The 19,133-nt window shown below is 71.1% G+C and carries 16 protein-coding genes, 1 rRNA gene and 1 pseudogene; 13 read left to right on the top strand and 5 right to left on the bottom strand.

The window, feature by feature from the left end; all coding sequences use genetic code 11:
• Window positions 1-218, bottom strand: a 16S ribosomal RNA gene (locus tag ACTIFU_RS04510); the annotation flags it as partial.
• Window positions 219-768: 550 nt separating this feature from the next.
• On the opposite strand from ACTIFU_RS04510, the gene ACTIFU_RS04505 reads away from it, so the two are divergent.
• The 3 genes and pseudogenes from ACTIFU_RS04505 to ACTIFU_RS04495 all read left to right on the top strand — a co-directional run bounded on the left by ACTIFU_RS04505 (window position 769) and on the right by ACTIFU_RS04495 (window position 3,736).
• Window positions 769-2,025, top strand: coding sequence for a M23 family metallopeptidase (locus tag ACTIFU_RS04505; RefSeq protein WP_439577093.1), 1,257 nt, complete (start codon window positions 769-771; stop codon window positions 2,023-2,025).
• Between the two features lie 280 nt (window positions 2,026-2,305).
• A pseudogene (locus ACTIFU_RS04500) lies at window positions 2,306-3,094 on the top strand (calcium-binding protein); the annotation flags it as partial.
• Between the two features lie 81 nt (window positions 3,095-3,175).
• Window positions 3,176-3,736, top strand: a complete 561-nt coding sequence (locus ACTIFU_RS04495) for a M10 family metallopeptidase C-terminal domain-containing protein (protein ID WP_439577096.1) — start codon at window positions 3,176-3,178, stop codon at window positions 3,734-3,736.
• Window positions 3,737-3,771: 35 nt separating this feature from the next.
• On the opposite strand, the gene clpB is transcribed toward ACTIFU_RS04495, so the two are convergent.
• Window positions 3,772-6,354, bottom strand: coding sequence for an ATP-dependent chaperone ClpB (gene clpB, locus ACTIFU_RS04490; RefSeq protein ID WP_439577092.1), 2,583 nt, complete (start codon window positions 6,352-6,354; stop codon window positions 3,772-3,774).
• Between the two features lie 120 nt (window positions 6,355-6,474).
• On the opposite strand from clpB, the gene ACTIFU_RS04485 reads away from it, so the two are divergent.
• The 5 genes from ACTIFU_RS04485 (at window position 6,475) to folE (ending at window position 11,809) form a co-directional block, all read left to right on the top strand.
• The gene (locus ACTIFU_RS04485) at window positions 6,475-7,239 is read left to right on the top strand and encodes an MOSC domain-containing protein (protein WP_439577091.1); all 765 of its coding nucleotides are present in this window, start codon (window positions 6,475-6,477) and stop codon (window positions 7,237-7,239) included.
• A gap of 111 nt (window positions 7,240-7,350) precedes the next feature.
• On the top strand, window positions 7,351-8,565 hold the full coding sequence (locus ACTIFU_RS04480) for an acyl-CoA dehydrogenase (protein WP_439577090.1): 1,215 nt from the start codon (window positions 7,351-7,353) through the stop codon (window positions 8,563-8,565).
• A 106-nt stretch (window positions 8,566-8,671) separates the two neighbouring features.
• Window positions 8,672-9,949: a class I SAM-dependent RNA methyltransferase gene (locus ACTIFU_RS04475; RefSeq protein WP_439577089.1), complete on the top strand. Its 1,278-nt coding sequence runs from the start codon at window positions 8,672-8,674 to the stop codon at window positions 9,947-9,949.
• Window positions 9,925-11,001 carry an alpha/beta fold hydrolase gene (locus tag ACTIFU_RS04470; protein WP_439577088.1) on the top strand — a complete coding sequence of 359 codons (1,077 nt, stop codon included), beginning with the start codon at window positions 9,925-9,927 and terminating at the stop codon, window positions 10,999-11,001. Before ACTIFU_RS04475 ends, ACTIFU_RS04470 begins: the two co-directional genes overlap by 25 nt.
• A gap of 160 nt (window positions 11,002-11,161) precedes the next feature.
• Window positions 11,162-11,809 carry a GTP cyclohydrolase I FolE gene (gene folE, locus ACTIFU_RS04465; protein ID WP_439577087.1) on the top strand — a complete coding sequence of 216 codons (648 nt, stop codon included), beginning with the start codon at window positions 11,162-11,164 and terminating at the stop codon, window positions 11,807-11,809.
• A 6-nt stretch (window positions 11,810-11,815) separates the two neighbouring features.
• Here folE and ACTIFU_RS04460 read toward each other — a convergent pair whose 3' ends face one another.
• On the bottom strand, window positions 11,816-11,962 hold the full coding sequence (locus ACTIFU_RS04460) for a hypothetical protein (RefSeq protein ID WP_439577086.1): 147 nt from the start codon (window positions 11,960-11,962) through the stop codon (window positions 11,816-11,818).
• Window positions 11,963-12,148: 186 nt separating this feature from the next.
• On the opposite strand from ACTIFU_RS04460, the gene ACTIFU_RS04455 reads away from it, so the two are divergent.
• Window positions 12,149-13,012, top strand: coding sequence for an MBL fold metallo-hydrolase (locus tag ACTIFU_RS04455; RefSeq protein WP_439577085.1), 864 nt, complete (start codon window positions 12,149-12,151; stop codon window positions 13,010-13,012).
• Here ACTIFU_RS04455 and ACTIFU_RS04450 read toward each other — a convergent pair.
• Window positions 13,007-13,714: an NUDIX hydrolase gene (locus ACTIFU_RS04450; RefSeq protein ID WP_439577084.1), complete on the bottom strand. Its 708-nt coding sequence runs from the start codon at window positions 13,712-13,714 to the stop codon at window positions 13,007-13,009. The two genes, ACTIFU_RS04455 and ACTIFU_RS04450, sit on opposite strands and share 6 nt — an antisense overlap.
• A 79-nt stretch (window positions 13,715-13,793) precedes the next feature.
• Here ACTIFU_RS04450 and ACTIFU_RS04445 point away from each other — a divergent pair, with 79 nt between their 5' ends.
• Window positions 13,794-14,612, top strand: a complete 819-nt coding sequence (locus ACTIFU_RS04445) for a TrmH family RNA methyltransferase (RefSeq protein ID WP_439577083.1) — start codon at window positions 13,794-13,796, stop codon at window positions 14,610-14,612.
• Window positions 14,613-14,745: 133 nt separating this feature from the next.
• Here ACTIFU_RS04445 and ACTIFU_RS04440 read toward each other — a convergent pair whose 3' ends face one another.
• Window positions 14,746-15,459, bottom strand: a complete 714-nt coding sequence (locus ACTIFU_RS04440; protein ID WP_439577082.1) for a TetR/AcrR family transcriptional regulator — start codon at window positions 15,457-15,459, stop codon at window positions 14,746-14,748.
• 106 nt (window positions 15,460-15,565) lie between these two features.
• Between ACTIFU_RS04440 and ACTIFU_RS04435 the strand changes: the two genes are divergently transcribed.
• From ACTIFU_RS04435 to ACTIFU_RS04425, 3 genes are read left to right on the top strand one after another with little or no spacing between them, the layout of a single operon-like run.
• Window positions 15,566-17,197, top strand: a complete 1,632-nt coding sequence (locus ACTIFU_RS04435) for a class I adenylate-forming enzyme family protein (protein ID WP_439577081.1) — start codon at window positions 15,566-15,568, stop codon at window positions 17,195-17,197.
• 5 nt (window positions 17,198-17,202) lie between these two features.
• Window positions 17,203-18,006, top strand: a complete 804-nt coding sequence (locus tag ACTIFU_RS04430) for an enoyl-CoA hydratase/isomerase family protein (protein WP_439577080.1) — start codon at window positions 17,203-17,205, stop codon at window positions 18,004-18,006.
• Between the two features lie 54 nt (window positions 18,007-18,060).
• On the top strand, window positions 18,061-19,113 hold the full coding sequence (locus ACTIFU_RS04425) for an ABC transporter substrate-binding protein (RefSeq protein ID WP_439577079.1): 1,053 nt from the start codon (window positions 18,061-18,063) through the stop codon (window positions 19,111-19,113).
• Window positions 19,114-19,133: the final 20 nt, after the last annotated feature.

The following is a 19,133-nucleotide window of genomic DNA, read 5'->3' as shown; positions in this document are numbered from 1 at the left end:
TAGCTAATCGGACGCGGGCTGCTCCTCGGGCGCCTTGCGGCTTTGGTCCGCAGACATCATGCGGTATTAGCCCTAGTTTCCCAGGGTTATCCCCCACCCGAAGACACATTCCCACGCGTTACTCACCCGTCCGCCGCTCCCCTTGCGGGGCGCACGACTTGCATGTGTTAGGCCTGCCGCCAGCGTTCGCTCTGAGCCAGGATCAAACTCTCAGGTTCATCTGAACCGTGACCCGAAGGCCACCGTCCGATGAACGAGGTCACCCCACTCACACATTTGGCGTCTTGGCATCGTGGCGATGCGTTTGACGTGTGCGTGGTACGACCTCGTAGTGCCGACCCATGGACAGTGCCCATGGATGGCGCCGAGGCGACCAGACGCCGCCAACGCATCCCTTCCTCTCGCGATGAACTTGTCAAAGAGCGCCGGAGCCGGAGCCCCGCGCCGCAGCCTTTCGGCCGCGGCCGCCATCAGGTGCCCCCGTCGGCGAGGCGCGGCTTATACGCACCCCCCGACCCGGTGTCAAATCAGTTTAACGCCCTTTCATGCCCCCCTGGCAAGCGCCCTCTGACCGACCACAACGCCTTGATGTTCAGCCGTTTTTTGCCACCACCGATGCCACATCAGCGGAACGGACCGGTCCCGTCGCACCCCTCGCGACCCCGCCGCGCGACAATGCATGACCGCCATGCGCATGCAGGTTGACACGACGCGGAAGCGAAGGCGAGGGTGCCGCCCGCACTGCAACCAGTAAGGGCTCCTCCCCGCATGTTCCTGCGCCGCGCCGCCATCTCGGCGGCCTTCTGCCTGTTCGCGACCGCCGCCGCCGCGTCCATCGACGAGCATGCCGGCGGCCTGCCATCCGATCCCGCGGCCGCAGCCGGCGATCTCGCGATTGAGCAGCACGCCCCGCCCGCGCCGGTCCTCGTGGTGGTCGAGCGCGGCGACACGCTGATGGCGCTGCTGGTCGATACCGGCCTCGCCGCGGCCGAGGCGCACGCGGTGGCGGCTGCGATCGCGCCGCATCTGCCGCCACGCGCGCTCCGGCCGGGCCAGGAGATCGTCGTGGTGCCCGACCCCGCCGATCCGACGCGCGCGCGCGCCGTCGAGATCGTCCCCGACGCGACGCGGCGCATCCAGGTGCGCCAGGCCGAGACCGGCGGCTACGAGGCATCCGTCGAGGAGACCCAGCAGATCCGGCACCTCGTGCGTGCCGAGGGCGAGATCGGCTCGAGCCTCTACGAGGACATGGCCGCCGAGGGCGTGCCGCCAAGCCTGATCATGAACCTGATCCGCGCCTTCAGCCACGCCGTCGACTTCCAGCGCTACGTCCAGCCCGGCGACCGCTTCGCGGTCATGTTCGAGCGTTTCCGCGACCCCGACGGCGCGCTGATCCAGCACGGCCAGGGGATCTATGCCGAGCTTCGCCTGCGCGACCGGGCGGTGCGGATCTGGCGCCACGCCCCGGCCGGTGGCTCGCCGGACTGGTATGACGAGAAGGGCGAGTCAGTGCGCCGGGCCCTGCTCCGCACCCCGCTCGACGCCGCGCGGATCAGCTCCGGCTTCGGCATGCGGCGCCACCCGATCCTCGGCTACAGCCGCATGCATCGTGGGGTCGATTTCGCCGCGCCGACCGGCACGCCGGTCTATGCCGCGGGCGAGGGCTCGGTCGCCTTCGCAGGCTGGCGCGGCAATTACGGGCGCACGGTGATCCTGCGGCACTCGGGTGGCATCTCCACGCTCTACGCGCATCTCTCGTCCATCCCGGCGGCCATCCGGCCCGGGGCGCGCGTGCGCCAGGGCCAGGTGATCGGCCGGGTCGGCTCGACCGGGATGAGTACGGGCCCGCACCTGCACTACGAGGTCCACCGCAACAACGTCGCCGTGAACCCGGCCTCGATCCGGATGCTCGCCGGCCGCAACCTCCAGGGGCGCGACCTTGCGGCCTTCCGCACCGAGCGCGCGCGGATCGACCGACGGTTCACGGCGCTTGCCGGCGTGGCGGAGCTCGCCGCCGCCGACTGAGCCGTCGCGTCCCCGTCATGGAAGCACAATCGCAATGTCGTGGATGTGCCCGTTCGATCGTGTTACGGTTGCGTTTGCAGCTTGGTGACAGGCTGCCAGGCGCGCCGGGCCTTCAGTGTTCGCGTGACCTCCTGTCCGACCGTCGCGTCTCGACTCTGAGAATCACGGCACCGGGAAACTGCGGGCCGCGAGGTGACGGTGCAACGCCCTCCAGGTCGCTCGCACGGTCACTCCGTTGTTCGCGCCCCAACGGTGGCGGTCGCGCACGCGGGAGAGTGACATGGCGGAGTACATCGTGATCACCGGCACGGATGCCGACGAGAATCTCGGCTCCGGCTACCCCTGGATCTCCGACACCTGGACGGTCGACGACAACGGCACCCTTCGTACGCCGACGTCGGAGGACCTGAGCGGAAACAACATCATCTACGGCCTGGGCGGCAACGACACGATCTCCGGCGGTTACGGAACCGACTATATCTACGGCGGCGACGGCGATGACACGATCTACGTCTTCCCCGGCGACCATGCCTTCGGCGAGGCCGACAACGACACCTTCATCCTGCTCAACAGCATCGGTCCGGGGACGCTGATCGACGGCGGCAGCGGTCTCGACACGCTGCGGCCCTGGGGCACGCGCGACATCACCGGGGCGATCATCCGCGATGTCGAGCGGCTGGCCGTCACGCAATGGACCGTGTCCATGACGGCCGAGCAGCTCGGCGTGTTCGAGACCATCATTCCGCAGGGCAGCATCACCACCGGCTACGTCCGGCTCACCGGCGGCGGCGAGGCGAACTTCGCGATCGACCCGACGCTGCCCGAACTGCACATCACAGGCTCGGCGGAGACCGAGACGATCACCCTGGCCTCCGGCACGACCTCGCGCCTGGTCTACATCGGCGGCACCGGCGACAGCACGGTCACCGCAGGCGCGGGCGCCGACCTGCTGCGCGGTGATGCGGGCAACGACACGCTGCACGGCGCGGCAGGCAATGACGCGCTGTACGGCGAGGAAGGAGACGACATCCTGATCGGCGGTGCCGGCGACGATCTGCTCGACGGCGGACCAGGAGTCGACGCCGCCAGCTATGCCGATGCACCTGGCGGCGTGACGCTCGATCTGCGCATTACCAGTGCGCAGGACACGATCAGCGCCGGTTACGACACGCTCGCCAATATCGAGAACCTGATCGGCAGCGCGTTCGACGATGTGCTGATCGGGAACGATGGACCGAATACGCTGTGGGGCGGCGCCGGCAACGACCTGCTCGACGGCGGTGCCGGGCGGGATGTGCTCTACGGCGGCGACGGCAACGACACGCTGCTGGGCGGTGCCGGCAACGATGTGCTGGTGGGCGGTACAGGCGTCGATGTGCTTACGGGCGGCGCAGGAAAGGATGTTTTCCTCTACGAAACACTCTTCGACAGTGGGGTCGGCGCCGGCAACCGCGACCGGATCCTGGACTTTCAGCGCCCGCTCGATGTGATTGACCTCTCCGCGATCGACGCCGATCCGTCGCGCGCCGGTGACCAGGACTTCGTCTTCATCGGCACGGGGGCATTCAACGGGACGGCAGGCCAGCTCCGCTATGGCCATGTCGGCAACAGCACCATCGTCGCCGCCGATGTCAGCGGCGATGGGCTCGCGGACTTCGAGATCGAACTCGTCGGGCGGATCGCGCTCACCGAGGCGAACTTCATCCTGTAGAGGTGCGGGGGCGGCTGCGCGCCGCCCCCCTGCCCTCACGCCGCCTCGGCGAGCCGCCCGTTGATCGCGAGCCCGTCGCCCATGGTCGAGACGCGCACTGTCTCGCCCTCGCGGATCGTGCCCTCCAGCAGCATGGTCGCGAGCGGGTTCTGCAACGACCGCTGGATCACCCGCTTCAGCGGCCGCGCGCCGTAGGTCGGATCGTAGCCCGCCTCGGCGAGCCATGCCTTGGCGCTGTCGTCGAGTTCGAGCGTGATCTTGCGTTCGGCGAGCAGCGCACGCAGGCGACGGAGCTGCATCTCGACGATCGCGCCCATCTGCGCCCGGCCGAGCCGGCGGAACAGGATGATCTCGTCCAGGCGGTTCAGGAACTCGGGGCGGAAGCGGCTGCGCACCACCGCCATCACCTGGCCGCGGACCAGATCGACATCCTCGCCCTCGCGCTGCGCGGCGAGCACGTCGGAGCCGAGGTTCGAGGTCAGCACGATGATGGTGTTGCGGAAATCGACCGTTCGTCCCTGCCCGTCGGTCAAGCGCCCGTCATCGAGCACCTGGAGCAGCACGTTGAAGACGTCCTCGTGCGCCTTCTCGACCTCGTCGAACAGGATCACCTGGTAGGGCCGACGCCGCACCGCCTCGGTGAGCGCGCCCCCCTCCTCGTAGCCGACATAGCCCGGCGGCGCGCCGATCAGGCGGCTGACGGCGTGCTTCTCCATGTACTCGGACATGTCGATGCGCACCATCGCGCGCTCGTCGTCGAACAGGAACTCGGCGAGCGCCTTGCAGAGCTCGGTCTTGCCGACACCGGTGGGGCCGAGGAACAGGAACGAGCCGATCGGCCGGTGCGGGTCCTGCAGCCCTGCACGCGCGCGCCGTACCGCGTTGGCGACCGAAACGAGCGCCTCCTCCTGGCCGACCACGCGCTGGCGCAGCTTCTCCTCCATCGCCAGCAGCTTGGCGCGCTCGCCCTCCAGCATCCTGTCGACCGGAATGCCGGTCCAGCGTGACACCACGCCGGCGATCTGCTCCTCGGTCACGGCCTCGTTGACCAGCGTGCCCTGCTCGCCGGCGGCGGCGATGCGCTTCTCCAGGTCCGGAATGATGCCGTAACGCAGCTCCGAGGCGCGCGTCAGGTCGCCCTTGCGCTGGGCGATCTCCATGTCGACATGCGCGCGGTCGAGCTTCTCCTTCAGCTCCTTCGTTTCGGTGACGCGCGACTTCTCGGCCTGCCAGTCGGCGGTCAGCGCGTTCGACTTCTCCTCGAGCTCGGCGATCTCCTTCTCCAACCGCGCGAGCCGATCCTTCGAGGCCGGATCCTCCTCCTTCCTCAGCGCCTCGCGCTCGATCTTGAGCTGGATCAGTCGCCGGTCGAGCTCGTCGAGCTCCTCGGGCTTGCTGTCCACCTGCATGCGCAGCCGCGAGGCCGCCTCGTCCACCAGGTCGATCGCCTTGTCGGGCAGGAAACGATCCGTGATGTAGCGGTTCGACAGGGTCGCGGCAGCAACGAGGGCGGCATCGGCGATGCGCACGCCGTGATGCGTCTCGTACTTGTCCTTGATGCCGCGCAGGATCGAGATCGTGTCCTCGACCGAGGGCTCGCCGACGAACACCGGCTGGAAGCGGCGCGCAAGGGCCGCGTCCTTCTCGACATGCTTGCGGTACTCGTCGAGCGTGGTCGCGCCGATGCAATGGAGCTCGCCGCGCGCGAGCGCGGGCTTCAGCAGGTTCGAGGCGTCCATCGCGCCTTCGGCCTTGCCCGCTCCGACCAGCACGTGCATCTCGTCGATGAACAGCACGACCTCGCCGGCAGCGGACTCGATCTCCGCAAGCACGGCCTTCAGCCGCTCCTCGAACTCGCCGCGGAACTTCGCCCCCGCGACCAGCGCGCCGAGATCGAGCGCCAGCACGCGCTTGCCCTTGAGCGCCTCGGGCACGTCGCCGTTGACGATGCGCAGCGCCAAGCCCTCGACGATCGCGGTCTTGCCGACGCCGGGCTCGCCGATCAGCACGGGATTGTTCTTGGTCCGGCGCGCCAGTACCTGCACGACGCGGCGGATCTCCTCGTCGCGGCCGATCACGGGGTCGAGCTTGCCGTCGCGGGCGAGCTGGGTGATGTCGCGCGCATACTTTTTCAGCGCGTCGAAGGTGTCCTCGGCACCCTGGGTGGTGACCTTGCGGCCCTTGCGGATGTCGGCGACCGCCCGGTCGAGCGCCTGCGCGGTCACCCCGGCCGCCTTCAGCGCCGCACCGGCGGCGCCCGGATCGGCAGCGAGGCCGACCAGCAGCCTGTCCTGCGCGACATACTCGTCGCCCGCCCTGGTCGCGGCCTGCTGCGCGGCGTCGAGCACGCGCACGAGTTCGGGGGTCAGCATCGGCTGGCCCGCACCGGAGCCCGACACCTTCGGCAGGCGCTGCACGGCCGCATCGGCCGAGGCCCTGGCGCGCGTCGGATCGCCGCCGGCCGCGCGGATCAGGCCGGTGGCGGCCCCCTCGGGGTCGTCCAGCAGCGCCTTCAGCAGGTGCTCCGGGGCAATCCTCTGGTGGTACTCGCGGATCGCGATCGTCTGCGCGGCCTGGATGAATCCTCGGGCGCGCTCGGTGAACTTCTCGATGTCCATCAGCCTGTCCCTCTCTGAGGCGACCAGCCGCCCCGGTCCCCGCAGGCGACCCGGACAACCGTTGCCCACCGGACATGGGTCGTGCCTTGATCGGGCTCAAGGCCATCTCGGGAGGGGCGCGTGCGCGTCGAGCATATCTATCGCTATCCAGTGAAGGGGCTGACGGCCGAGGCGCTGGCCGAGACCCATCTCGATCCCGGCGAGACCGTGCCCGGGGACCGCAGGTTTGCGCTCGCGCACGGGGATGCGCCGTTCGACGAGGCCGCGCCCGAATGGCTCCAGAAGCGCCACTTCGCCTGCCTGATGGTGAACGCGCCGATTGCGGCGCTGCATGCCTCGTGGGACGAGCGCAAGGGCGTGCTGCTGGTCCACGCCCCCGGCGCGCCGCCCTTCGCCGGCGACACCACGACCGATCGGGGCCGCGCGGCGATCGCGGCGGCCCTGGCCGCATTCCTCGGCGCCGAGGCGCGCGGAACGCCGCGCTTCGTGGTCGCCGACGGGCACAGCTTCTCGGATCACCGCAACAAGGTGGTGAGCCTGATCAACCTGGCCTCGCTCGCGGATTTGGAGCGGGCGATGGGCCGTAGCCTCGATCCGCTGCGGTTCCGGGCGAACGTGTATTTCTCGGGCGTGCCGGCCTGGACGGAGTTCGACTGGGTGGGCCGGCGGATCGAGCTCGGCGGCGCGACCCTGACCGTGACGAAGCGGATTCCGCGCTGTGCCGCGACCCAGGTGAATCCGGTAACGGCCGAGCGCGACTGCGACCCGGTCGCTGCGCTGCGCGATGCGTTCGGGCACGTCGATCTCGGCGTTTACGGGCGCGTCGAGGCAGGGGGCCGGGTCGCCGTGGGCGACGCGATCGTCCTGCGCGATGTCGAGGACTAGCCCCCTGGGCCCGGTGGCGGAGGGGGGCGCGGGGGGACGACCGTCGTCCTCCCGCCTTTCCTTCCTGTCCTTCGGGCTATACTGACCCCGAAGCCACGGGGAGGTCCCGCCATGAACGTCATCACGCCTGTCGCCAAGAAGCGCACCCTCGCCAAGTTCAACTGGGAGGATCCGCTGCTGCTGGAGGAGCAGCTCACCGAGGACGAACGGATGATCCGCGACTCCGCGCGCGACTACGCGCAGGAGAAGCTGATGACGCGCGTGCTCGAGGCGAACCGCCATGAGCGCTTCGACCGCGCGATCATGAACGAGTTCGGCAGCATGGGCTTCCTCGGCGCGACGCTGGACAGCCACGGCTGCGCCGGCATCTCCTACGTCGCCTACGGGCTGATCAGCCGCGAGATCGAGCGCGTCGACAGCGGCTACCGCAGCGCCTTTTCGGTGCAGTCCTCGCTGGTGATGTACCCGATCTCGGCGTTCGGCTCGGACGCCCAGAAGGACAGGTATCTGCCCAAGCTGCGCACCGGCGAGTGGGTCGGCTGCTTCGGCCTGACCGAACCCGACGCCGGGTCCGACCCAGGGAGCATGCGCACCCGCGCGAAGAAGACCGCGAACGGCTACGTGCTCAACGGCTCCAAGACCTGGATCTCGAACTCGCCGATCGCAGACGTGTTCGTGGTCTGGGCCAAGGACGACGCCGGCGAGATCCGCGGCTTCATCCTCGAGAAGGGGATGAAGGGGCTGACCGCGCCGAAGATCGAGGGCAAGTTCAGCCTGCGCGCCTCGATCACCGGCATGATCATGATGCAGGATGTCGAGGTGGGCGAGGACGCGGTGCTGCCTGGTGTGAAGGGGCTGAAGGGCCCGTTCTCGTGCCTCAACAACGCGCGCTACGGCATTGCCTGGGGCGTGATGGGTGCCGCGGAGTTCTGCTGGCACGCGGCGCGGTCCTACACGCTGGAACGCAAGATGTTCGGCAAGCCCCTGGCGGCGACGCAGCTGATCCAGAAGAAGCTCGCCGACATGCAGACCGAGATCACGCTGGGGCTTCAGGCGGTGCTGCGGCTCGGGCGGCTGTGGGACGAGGGCAAGGTCGCGCCGGAGATGATCTCACTGCTCAAGCGCAACAACTGCGGTAAGGCGCTCGACATCGCGCGCATGAGCCGCGACATGCACGGCGGTAACGGGATCGTCGATGAGTACCACGTGATCCGTCACGTGATGAACCTCGAGACGGTGAACACCTACGAGGGCACGCACGACGTGCACGCGCTGATCCTCGGTCGGGCACAGACGGGGATCGCCGCCTTCGCCGCGGGCGGGTGAGCCGGTGCGCTCATCCTGAGCCTCTCCCACGGGCGTGGGAAGAGGGACCCTGGAGCGCCATCGGGCTCCCACTCCGGCGTGCAGGAAAGGGCCTGGGTGACAGACAATGGCCCGCCCGACGCTGACACCGATCGACGTCGTTGTCGCCCGCCTTGGCGCGGGCGGCGACGGCGTCGCGACGTTCCCCGACGGCCGCCGGGCCTACATCCCCTTCGCGCTGCCGGGCGAGCGGGTGCGCATCGCGCCCGGGGCGCGCCGCGGCGAGGGCATGGCGGCGCGGCTGCTCGCGCGGCACTCCGACTCGCCCGACCGCGTCTCCCCGCCCTGTCGGCATTTCGGCCCCTGCGGCGGGTGCACGGTGCAGCATCTCGCCGAGCCCGCCTACCGGCGCTGGAAGACCGACCTGCTCGCCGAGGCGCTGCGCCGCGCCGGCTTCCCGGACACGCCGATCGACGCGCTCGTGACGACCACGCCGGCGACGCGGCGGCGCGCCGATCTCGCGCTCCGCGCCGGCGCGATCGGGTTCCACGAACGCGCAAGCCGCCGCGTGGTCGATGCGCCGGGATGCAGCGTGCTCGATCCAGCGATCCTGGCGCTCGCCGAGCGTCTGCGCGCGCTCGCCCGCAGCCTCGCCTGCCTCCGCCCGGAGGCCGAGGCGCAGGTGAACCAGCTCGACACTGGCGCCGATCTGGTGCTGCGCGGCGCGCGCGCGCCCGATCTCGACGAGCGCGAGCGCCTCGCCGCATTCGCCGACACGGCCGATCTCGCCCGTCTCTGCTGGGCGACGCGCGACGAGGCACCGGTGCCGGTGGTGGTGCGCCGCACGCCGACCATCCGCTTCGCGCAGGTGGCGGTCGAGGCGCCGCCTGGCGCGTTCCTCCAGGCGACCCGCGCCGGCGAGGCGGCGATCGCGGCGGCCGTGCTCGATGCCCTGGCGGACCTGCCGGAGGGTGCGGCGGCCGTCGATCTCTACGCCGGCATCGGCACGCTGACGTTCAGACTCGCGCGGCGCTTCCGCCTGCGCGCGGTCGAGGGCGACGCGGCGGCGGGCGAGGCGCTGCGCCGCGCCGCGACTGCCGCCGGGCTCGGCGGCCGCATCGCCGTTGAGACGCGCGACCTCGCCGCGCGGCCGCTGCTGGTGGCGGAGCTCAAGGGGATCGATGCGCTGGTGCTTGACCCGCCGCGCGACGGCGCGCGCGCGCAATGCGAAGCGCTGGCGCAGGCGCCAATGCGTCGGATCGTCTACGTCTCGTGCAACCCGGCGGCGCTGGCGCGCGACGCCCGCGTCCTCGCCGCCGGCGGCTGGCGGCCGGCCCGCGCGACGCCGATCGATCAGTTCCTCTGGTCGGGACACCTCGAATGCGTCGTGCCGTTCTCGCGCTGACGCTGCTCGCCGCGTGCGTGCACGAGCCCGCGCGGCTGCTGGCCGATATCGAGGCCGGGCCCGGCCCCTCGGCGCTCAAGCAGGCCACGCCGGCCCCGACGCGTGAGGCCTTCGCCGTGCCCGGCACCGAGGCCGATCTCTACCGCCCGGGCATACCGGCCCGCGCGCGGATTGTTCTGGTGCCGGGACTGTCCGAGGCCGGGCGGCGCGATGCCCGCCTCGTGCCCTTCGCCGAGAGTCTCGCGCGCGTTGGCTTCCTGGTGGTCGTGCCGGACCTGCCGGCGGCGCGCGGTCTCTCGGCCGATGCATCGGATGCCGAGGCGGTCGCGGCCGCGGTGCGGGCGCTGCCCGAGGCGCCCGGTCCGGCCGGGATCGCGGCGATCTCGTACGCCGCCGGGCCGGCCTTCCTCGCTGCGCTGCGGCCCGAGGTCGCACCACGGCTGGACTTCATCGCCACGCTCGGTGCCTATCACGACACCGACGCGATGCTGACCTTCCTGGTCGCCGGGGCCCACCGCGCGCCCGGCGAGACTGCCTGGCGCTTCGGGCGGCCGCGACCCGAGGCGCTCTGGCTGTTCGTGCTCGCCAACGCCGCCGCCCTGCCCGAGCCTCGTGACGTCGCTTGGCTGCGCGAGGTCGCCGAGGCGAGGCTCGCCGGGCGCCCTGCGCCGCCGGCGCGCGAGATCGGCGTCGGGGCGCGCGCGGTGCTCGCCCTCGCCGACGAGCGCGACCCGGACGCGGTGCCGCGCCGCATCGCCGCCCTGCCTGACCCGCTGCGCGGCGCGCTCGGCCGCCTCAGTCTCGCCGATGCCCCGCTCGGCCGGCTCCCTGTCTGCGCGATCCTGGTGCACGGCGCGCGCGACCCGGTGATTCCCTGGACCGAGAGCGTGCGGCTCGCGCAGGCGCTGCCACGCGCTCGTCTGCATCTCGTTCCGGATCTCGATCACGTCGACCCGCGCGGCCTCTCGTTCGCCGGTCGGCTCTCGCTGCTGCAGGCCGCCGAGGACCTGCTCGCCGCACGCGACGGCTCGGATGTCTGCGCGGCGCAGTGAGCCTCACGCCCGCGTGAGGCCGTGATTGACTTGCCCGGACGCGGCGCCACTCTATCGCGCTGTTGAGGACGAACAGCTTGGGCCCCCGTTCAGGGCACCGGGCCGGAGAACGACAAGAACGGTCATCCCGCCACCCCGCTGTCCGAAAGGAACCCGTTCCGTGAACGTCAAGACCCCGACCCCGCTCTCGCCGCCGCAGCTGACCGAGCGGCGGCCGACCCGCGAGGCGGCCGAGGCCGCCGTGCGCACGCTGCTGCGCTGGGCCGGCGACGACCCCGACCGCGAGGGGCTGGTCGATACGCCGGCGCGGGTGGTGCGCTCCTACAGCCAGTTCTTTTGCGGCTACGAGATCGACCCCGACGAGTTGCTCGCCCGCACCTTCGAGGAGACCGACGGCTACGACGAGATGGTGCTGCTGCGCGACATCCGGCTCGAGAGCTACTGCGAACACCACATGGTGCCGATCATCGGCCGCGCGCATGTCGCCTATTTGCCGCACAAGCGCGTGGTCGGCATCAGCAAGCTTGCCCGTGTGGTCGATGCCTATGCCAAGCGGCTGCAGATCCAGGAGAAGCTGACCGCACAGATCGCCAACACGATCAACGAGGTGCTTCAGCCGAAGGGGGTCGCGGTGGTGATCGAGGCAGCCCACCAGTGCATGACCACACGCGGCATCCACAAGCCGGGCGTGTCGATGGTGACGAGCCGCATGCTCGGCGCGTTCCGCGACGACCCGACCACGCGGCGCGAGTTCCTGGCGATGATCAGCATGGGCGGCACCGCGGCCCGGGTGGCCGACGAGGCGTAAGGCCGCCTAGTGCGCCTCGCCCGACGGGGCGCGCACCAGCACCTCGACGAAGGCGGACCCCGGCGCATCGCGTCGCACGCCCTCGTCGAGTGCGGCGGCGAGCGCACCGAGGGTGATCAGGGCGAACAGGAGAGGTGGGATCAGGCGTACCATGTCCGGGGTTCCATCGCGTCGGCAGAGCTTCTGCGCCGTGGGTTGCAGATTGGTTTCTTCGTCCCGGCAGAGCCATGCAATCGCCGGAATGGAGACACCATCGATCCGCGGGGCACCCGGGCGATGTGAGCCCTGTCACAACAAGGACGCTGTGCAACGGCGCGATCCGGGGCATTCTCGGTTGCCATGGAGACGATCGCCTTCATCACTGAACCGGCGCCGGCCTATGGTGCGGTGCAGACGGTGCACCCGCGCGTCCGCCGCGTGGTCGTGCGCAACCCCGGACCCTTCACCTATCACGGCACGAATACCTGGATCCTCGGCGCCGGGCGGGTCGCCGTGATCGACCCCGGGCCGGATGATCCGGCCCATCGCCGCGGCCTGCTCGACGCGCTGAGGGGCGAGACCGTGACGCATATCCTGGTCACCCACAGCCACCAGGACCACGCGCCCGGTGCGGCCCCGCTCGCCGCCGCCACCGGGGCCCCGGTGCTCGGCTGGGGCCACCCGCAGGCCGAGCGCACGGTCGGCATCACCTCCGGCCATCCGCCGTTCCTGCCGGACGAGATCCTGACCGAGGGCGACACGGTCGCGGGCGAGGGCTGGCGGCTCGCGGTCCTGCACACCCCGGGCCACGCCTCGGACCATCTCTGCTACGCGTTCGAGGGCGAGGGCGTGCTGTTCAGCGGCGACCACGTCATGCCCTGGTCAACCAGCATGGTCGCCCCGCCGGACGGCGACATGGCGGCCTACATGATCCATCTGCGCCGCATGCTGGAGCGGCCCGAGCAGACCTTCCTGTCCGGCCACGGCCCGCCGATCACCGATCCTCGCCCCTACGTCGCCGCGCTGCTGCGCCACCGCGAGGAGCGCGAGGCGGGGATTCTCGAGGCGCTGGCCGCCGGCGCGGCGTCGGTCGAGGCGATCGTCGCGGCGCTCTACCCAGGGCTGGCCGAGGCGCTGCGCCCGGCCGCGGCCAAGACGGTGCGCGCGCATCTGCTCAAGCTCAGGGCCGAGAACCGGCTGGCAGACCCGGCGATCGCGCTATAGCGGCGGCACGCGGACGAGATGCGGTCCGGTCTCGCGCCAGAGCGGCGCGCGGCGTGCGGCGCGCGCGGCCGCATCCGCCGCCAGCCAGTCCGCCACCTCGCGCAGCACCACGCGCTGCGGCAGGGCGAGGTCGAGCACCTCGGCCTCGGCGAGCGGGATCCAGCGCAGGAACTCCAGCTCGCCGTTGCCGCGGAGCTCGCCCGAGAGCCGCTCGGCCGGGGCGAGCAGAAACCGTGCATCGAAGCGGATCGGGCTGAAGCTCGGCGTGACCAGCCGGCACAGCGGCACCAACGCGTCCGCCGCCGGCAGCCAGCCGCCCGCGACGAAATGCGACCAGCCGCCGCGCGGCAGGCGCGCCCCGCGCGGGGCGGGCGCGGCGAGACGGAGCCCGGTCTCCTCGAAGGTCTCGCGGATCGCGGCGGCGGCGAGCGCGGTGGCGAGCGCGCCGAACGAGGCAGCAAGCGTCGATGGCGGCGGGGCGGCGAAGGCGACCCGGTGGTCGGCCGGATCGACCCGCCCGCCCGGAAACACCAAGCGGTTGGGCATGAAGCGGTGCGCGCCGCTGCGCACCCCCATCAGCACGGCCGGGCCGTCGCTGGTCTCGCGCAGCAGCACCAGGCTCGCGGCGGCGCGCGGGCGGACAGCGCGCGTGCCGGGCAGGCGCGGCGGCCGGGTCGGGAGGGACAGGGCGGTCTCGGTCACCCGGTCACGCTAGGCCGGCCACCCGGAGGCGTCCATCCGGACCCTTGCCGCCGCCTTCGCACGATGGCACGCAGCCGCCATGCGCCGAGACCCACCGCCGCGCGATCGCCGCGGACCGCCCCGCCCGCCGCGCCCGCCCGCCCGCGCCCCTGAGCGCGCGCCGCGCGAGGAGGCAGCCGACCTCGTGCGCGTCGCTGGGCTGGCCGCGGTCTCGGCGCTGTTCGCGCGCGCGCCGCAGCGGGTCGAGCGGCTGTTCTACGAGGAGGCGCTGCGCGAGGCGGCCGGGCCGTTCTGCAAGGTGCTGGCCGCCGCCCGCCGGCCCTACCGGATGCTGCCGCGCGCCGAACTCGACCGGGTCGCCGGCACCGTCCAGCACGGCGGCATCGTCGCGGTCGCGCGGCCGAAGGCGATCCCGGCCTTCGATCCGGCCGCGGTGCTCGCCGCGCGCGAGCGCCTCCCGCTGCTGCTCGCGCTGGACGGCATTGCCAACACGCACAATCTCGGCGCGATCGCGCGCACGGCCGCGTTCTTCGGGCTCGACCGGATCGTGCTGTCGGGACATGCGAAGCAGGCGGGCCCGTCCGACTCGGCGCATCGCGTGGCCGAGGGCGGGCTCGAACACCTGACGCTCTACCGCGCCGCGCCGCTGGTGCCGGCGCTCGAGGCGATCCGCCCGGGCTTCCTGGCCGTCGGCGCGGTGGCCGAGGGGGGCGCAGACCCGGCGTCGCTCCCGCGCGACCGTCCCGTCGCGCTCGTACTCGGCAACGAGGAGCGGGGCCTCTCGCCGGAGACGCTCGCGGCCTGCGAGGCGCGCGTCACGCTGCGCGGGTCTGGGCGGATCGAGAGCCTGAACGTCTCGGTCGCCGCCGGCATCCTGATCTGGGCGCTGAAGCGCTGAGCACGCCGCCCGGGATCGGACGTCGCTGCCTGGGTGGGCATCGGCGGGTCGGCGGCAGGGTCGGGTCGCCTGCGCGACGCGGTGCAGCCCGTCGCCCTCCTGCGCGCGGCGGATTGCCTCGGGCCGCGCGCAGTCACCGCCCCGGCGCGGGCGAACCCGGTGGATCATGCCCGAACAGGATGCGGAACCACGAGGCCGAGAGCATGTCGGCCACCTCGTCCTCGTCCATCGCGGCGAGCGGCGGCAGCGCCGGACGCACATAGAGGTCGCGCAACACCCCCTCGACCATGGCGATGCACGCAAGCGCACGCGCGGTCTTTTCGTGGTCGGGCAGGTCGAGGGCAGCAGGGTCGGCGCGCTCCCAGGCCCGCACCACCCGCGACGCGAGTGCGACATTCGCCTCCTGGCCGATGCGCGCGAATGCGGGCTCGACATTGCCGAGCTGCATCAGGCAGCGCATCAGCCCGGCATTGGCACGATAGACGCGCACGTAGTAGCGGTTGGCGGCGACGATGCGCGGATAGAGGCCCGTCCCGGCGGCGCCGACCGGACGACGCGAACGTACGGTCGCCATGAAGTCGCCGAGCACGTCCTGCGCGGCCGCGCTGCGGTCCGGCCAGTAGCGATAGAATGTGCCATGGGCGAGCTCGGCGCGCGCCGCGCAGTCGGCCACGCGCAGATCGTGGAACCCGCCCTCCTCGAGCAGCGTGGCGATCGCGGCCATCAGCCTGAGCCGGGTACGCACGGTCTTGGGCTCACGCGCGACCGCGGCGAGGCGCGCGGCCAGCTGGTCGCGATAGACGAACGATCCGCGCCCTGCGGCTTCCGCCACTGTCGACGCGGACAATACTGACATTGACATCAGTATCATTTATGGCGAGCCTGCCGCCGATGGCAAGGGAGGACGACCGCACCGTGCCGGCGCGCCGATCATGTGCGCGGGGTTGACGCGCATGGACCAGATGCTCGCCGCCCATGCCGCGATGCGCGCGCGGATCGAGGCCGCGCCGTTCGCACCCTCGCTTGGCGCCTTCGTCGACCAGGCCGCGGCGACGCATGGTGCAGCCCTCGTCTGGCGCTTCATCGAGGTTCCGGAAGAGACCGCGCTGCGCGAGCTCAGCTATGCAGGGGTCGCCGCGGCAACGCGGCGGGTTGCTGCGGGCTTGGCCGCGCGCGGGGTGACGCGCGGCGAGCGCGTCGGCGTGATGCTGCCGAACATCCCCGCCTTTCCCGTCACGTGGCTGGCGCTCGCCCGCCTCGGCGCGATCATGATCCCGATCAACACCGGCTACACCGCGCGCGAGCTCGACTACGTGCTGAGCGACGGAAGCGCGTCGCATCTTGTCGTGCACGAGGAGGCGCTGCCGGTGCTGCTCGATCTCCTGGAGGAACGCCCCCTGCTGGATCACGGCTCGATCCACGTGGTCGGCCGCCCGCCCGCGGGGATGCACGCCTGGGAACAGCTGCTTGAGGCCGATCCGATTTCGGACCAGACGGAGGCGCCCGGAATCGAGGACGTGGTGAACCTGCAATACACCTCGGGCACCACCGGTTTCCCGAAGGGCTGCATGCTGACGCATCGCTACTGGCTGACGCTCGGCCGGGTCGCGGCGGCGCGCGGGGGCGATGTGCGCGTGCTGCTCGCCGCCCAGCCCTTCTACTACATGGACCCGCAATGGCTGCTGCTGATGGCGATGCATCTCGGTGGCCGGCTGGTGGTGGCGCCGCGCGCCTCGGCGAGCCGCTTGCTCGACCGCGTGCGGCGCGAGGGCGTGGAGTACTGCATCTTTCCCCAGCCAGTGCTGAAGCTGCCCGAGCGGCCGGATGACGCGGCCAACCCGCTGAAGCGCGTCTCGATCTATGGGCTGCGCCCGGACATGCACGCGGCGCTGGAGCGGCGCTTCGGCTGCATCGCGCGCGAGAGCTTCGGCATGACCGAAATCGGCTCGGGCCTCACCATGCCGCTCGAGGCGACCGAGATGATCGGCAGCGGCAGTTGCGGCCTGCCGGCAGCGTTCCGCGAGGCCTCGATCCGCGACGAGACCGGCCGCGCGCTCGGCCCGGACGAGGTCGGTGAGCTCTGGATCCGCGGGCCCGGCATCCTCAAGGGCTACTGGAACAAGCCCGAGGCGACCGCGGATGCCTTCCGTGGGGACGGCTGGTTCCGCACCGGCGACCTGTTCCGCCGCGACGCGCGCGGGTTCCACTATATCGTTGGCCGGCTGAAGGACATGATCCGCCGCTCGGGCGAGAACATCGCCGCGCGCGAAGTCGAGGCCGTGCTGTTGCAGCTCGACGCGGTCGCGGAGGCCGCCGTCATCCCTGTTGCCGACGCCGATCGCGGCCAGGAGGTGAAGGCGTGCCTGGTGCTGCAGCCGGGCCTGACGCCGGCTGATCTGCCGCCCGCACAGGTGTTCGCCCACTGCGCGCGCGACCTCGCGCGCTTCAAGGTGCCGCGTTTCCTCGAGTACCGCGACGCCCTGCCGAAGACCCCCTCGCAGAAGGTCGCCAAGCACGTGCTGCTCGCCGAGCGTGCGGACCTGCGCGAGGGCGCGATCGACCGGGTCGCACTCGTGGAGGGATAGCAACGATGCCGCTCCACTACGAGACCGAGGGCGAGGTCGCTGTGTTCACGATCGAGAACGGCGCGGTCAACCCGACCACGCCGGCGATGCACAAGGAGCTGCACGCGGCGCTGACCGAGTTCCTGCGCGACGGGCGCATCCGCTGCGGCATCCTCACCGGCGCCGGCGACCGCGCCTTCTGCGCCGGCGACGACATCAAGACGACCAGGCGCGATACCACTTCCGAACAGGCGCTTGCCGATCATCTCTGGCCGCACGGCGGCGAAGGCGAGGTCCCGCACGACTTCTCCTGGTCGCGCGACGTGCTGGCGATCGAGCGCTACAAGCCGATCATCGGCGCGGTGAACGGCTGGTGCGTCGGCATGGGGCTGATCTACCTGCTGACGCTGACCGACATCCGCATCGCCGCGAGCACGGCGCGGTTCGGCTTCCCCGAGATCGCGTACGGCATGGGCGGGGCCGGCGGCTCAACGCGGCTGCTCCGCGTGATGCCGCACACCGCGGCGATGTGGATGCTGCTGACCGGCGAGCCGATCGACGCCGCGGAGGCCGAGCGTGCGTTCCTCGTCAACCGTGTCGTCCCGCCCGAGCGGCTGATGAACGAGGCACGCGCGGTCGCGGCCAAGATCTGCCGCCACCCTCCTGTCGCCGTGCGCGTGGAGATGGAGGCGTCGTACCGCGCGCAGGATCTCGGCCGCGCCGAGGCGATCGCCTTCACCAAGCATCTCTACCGCCTCCAGCGCCTGGGCATTGCCGGCGGCGGGGACGCGCTCGAGGGCGGGTTCCTGTACCATCGGGAGACCCCATGATGCCCATCCTGTCCGCAACGACCCACACCACAACCACGGGAGAGGGAGACTGCCATGACCATCCGCATGACCCGGCGCGGCGTGCTCGGCGCAAGCCTGGCCGCCGCGCTGCCGATGCCCGCGCTTGCGCAGGCCAAGCCCGATCGCATCGTCGTCAACATCTCGGGCGGCGCGATGACGAATCTGTTCCGCCGTACCTACTTCGCCGAGTTCGAGAAGCGACACGGCATCCGCGTCGTCGACACCTCGCCGGTCGATTTCGGCAAGCTGCGCGCGATGGTGGAGAGCGGCAATGTCGAGTGGACAGTGACGGAGCTCGGTGGCCAGGACTTCGTGCGCGCCCAGCGGATGAACCTGCTCGAGAAGCTCGATTTCTCGATCATCGATCTCTCGCGCTACCCCGAGGCGGTCCGCAGCTTCACGCACACCTTCCCCTCGTCTGTCTACTCGACGGTGATGGCCTACCGGACGGACGTATTCCCGAACAACGCGCACCCGAAGGGCTGGGCCGAGTTCTGGGACGTGCGCCGCTTCCCCGGTCCGCGTTCCCTGCGCAACCATCCGGTCGACAACCTGGAGTTCGCGCTGCTCGCCGATGGTGTCGCGCCGGACAAGCTCTACCCGATCGACCTTGAGCGTGCCTTCGCCAAGCTCGACGAGATCCGTCCGCATGTGACGGTGTGGTGGACCACCGGCGCGCAGCCCGCGCAGCTGCTGGTCGATCGTGAGGTGGTGCTGGCCTCGGGCTGGAACGGCCGCTTCTACGACGTCGCGCGGCGCGGTGCGCCGGTCGCAGTCGAGTGGCAGGGCGGCAGCGCCAAGCAGAATGCGTTCGGCATCCCGCGCGGCGCGCGCAACGCCGTCTGGGGCAATCATTTTCTCCAGGTGATGACCGATCCGAAGCTCCAGGCGGTCTACGCCACCGAGCTCGCCTATCCGGGTCTGCATCCGGACACGCCGAACTATGTCGAGGAGAGCGTGCGCCCGCACCTGCCGACCACCGCGGCGAATCTCGAGAAGCAGTTCTGGCTCGACGTGGACTGGTGGACCGAGCACGGCCAGCGTGCGCAGGAGGCGTGGAACCGCTGGATGCTCCGGCGCGGATGATGCCTGCCGCACCTGAGCAC

It is taken from the genome of Elioraea sp. (genome assembly GCF_051860475.1).
Lineage (GTDB): Bacteria > Pseudomonadota > Alphaproteobacteria > Acetobacterales > Acetobacteraceae > Elioraea.
The sequence above is the reverse complement of the archived record's forward strand: the minus strand, read 5'-3'. Positions and strand labels throughout refer to the sequence as shown.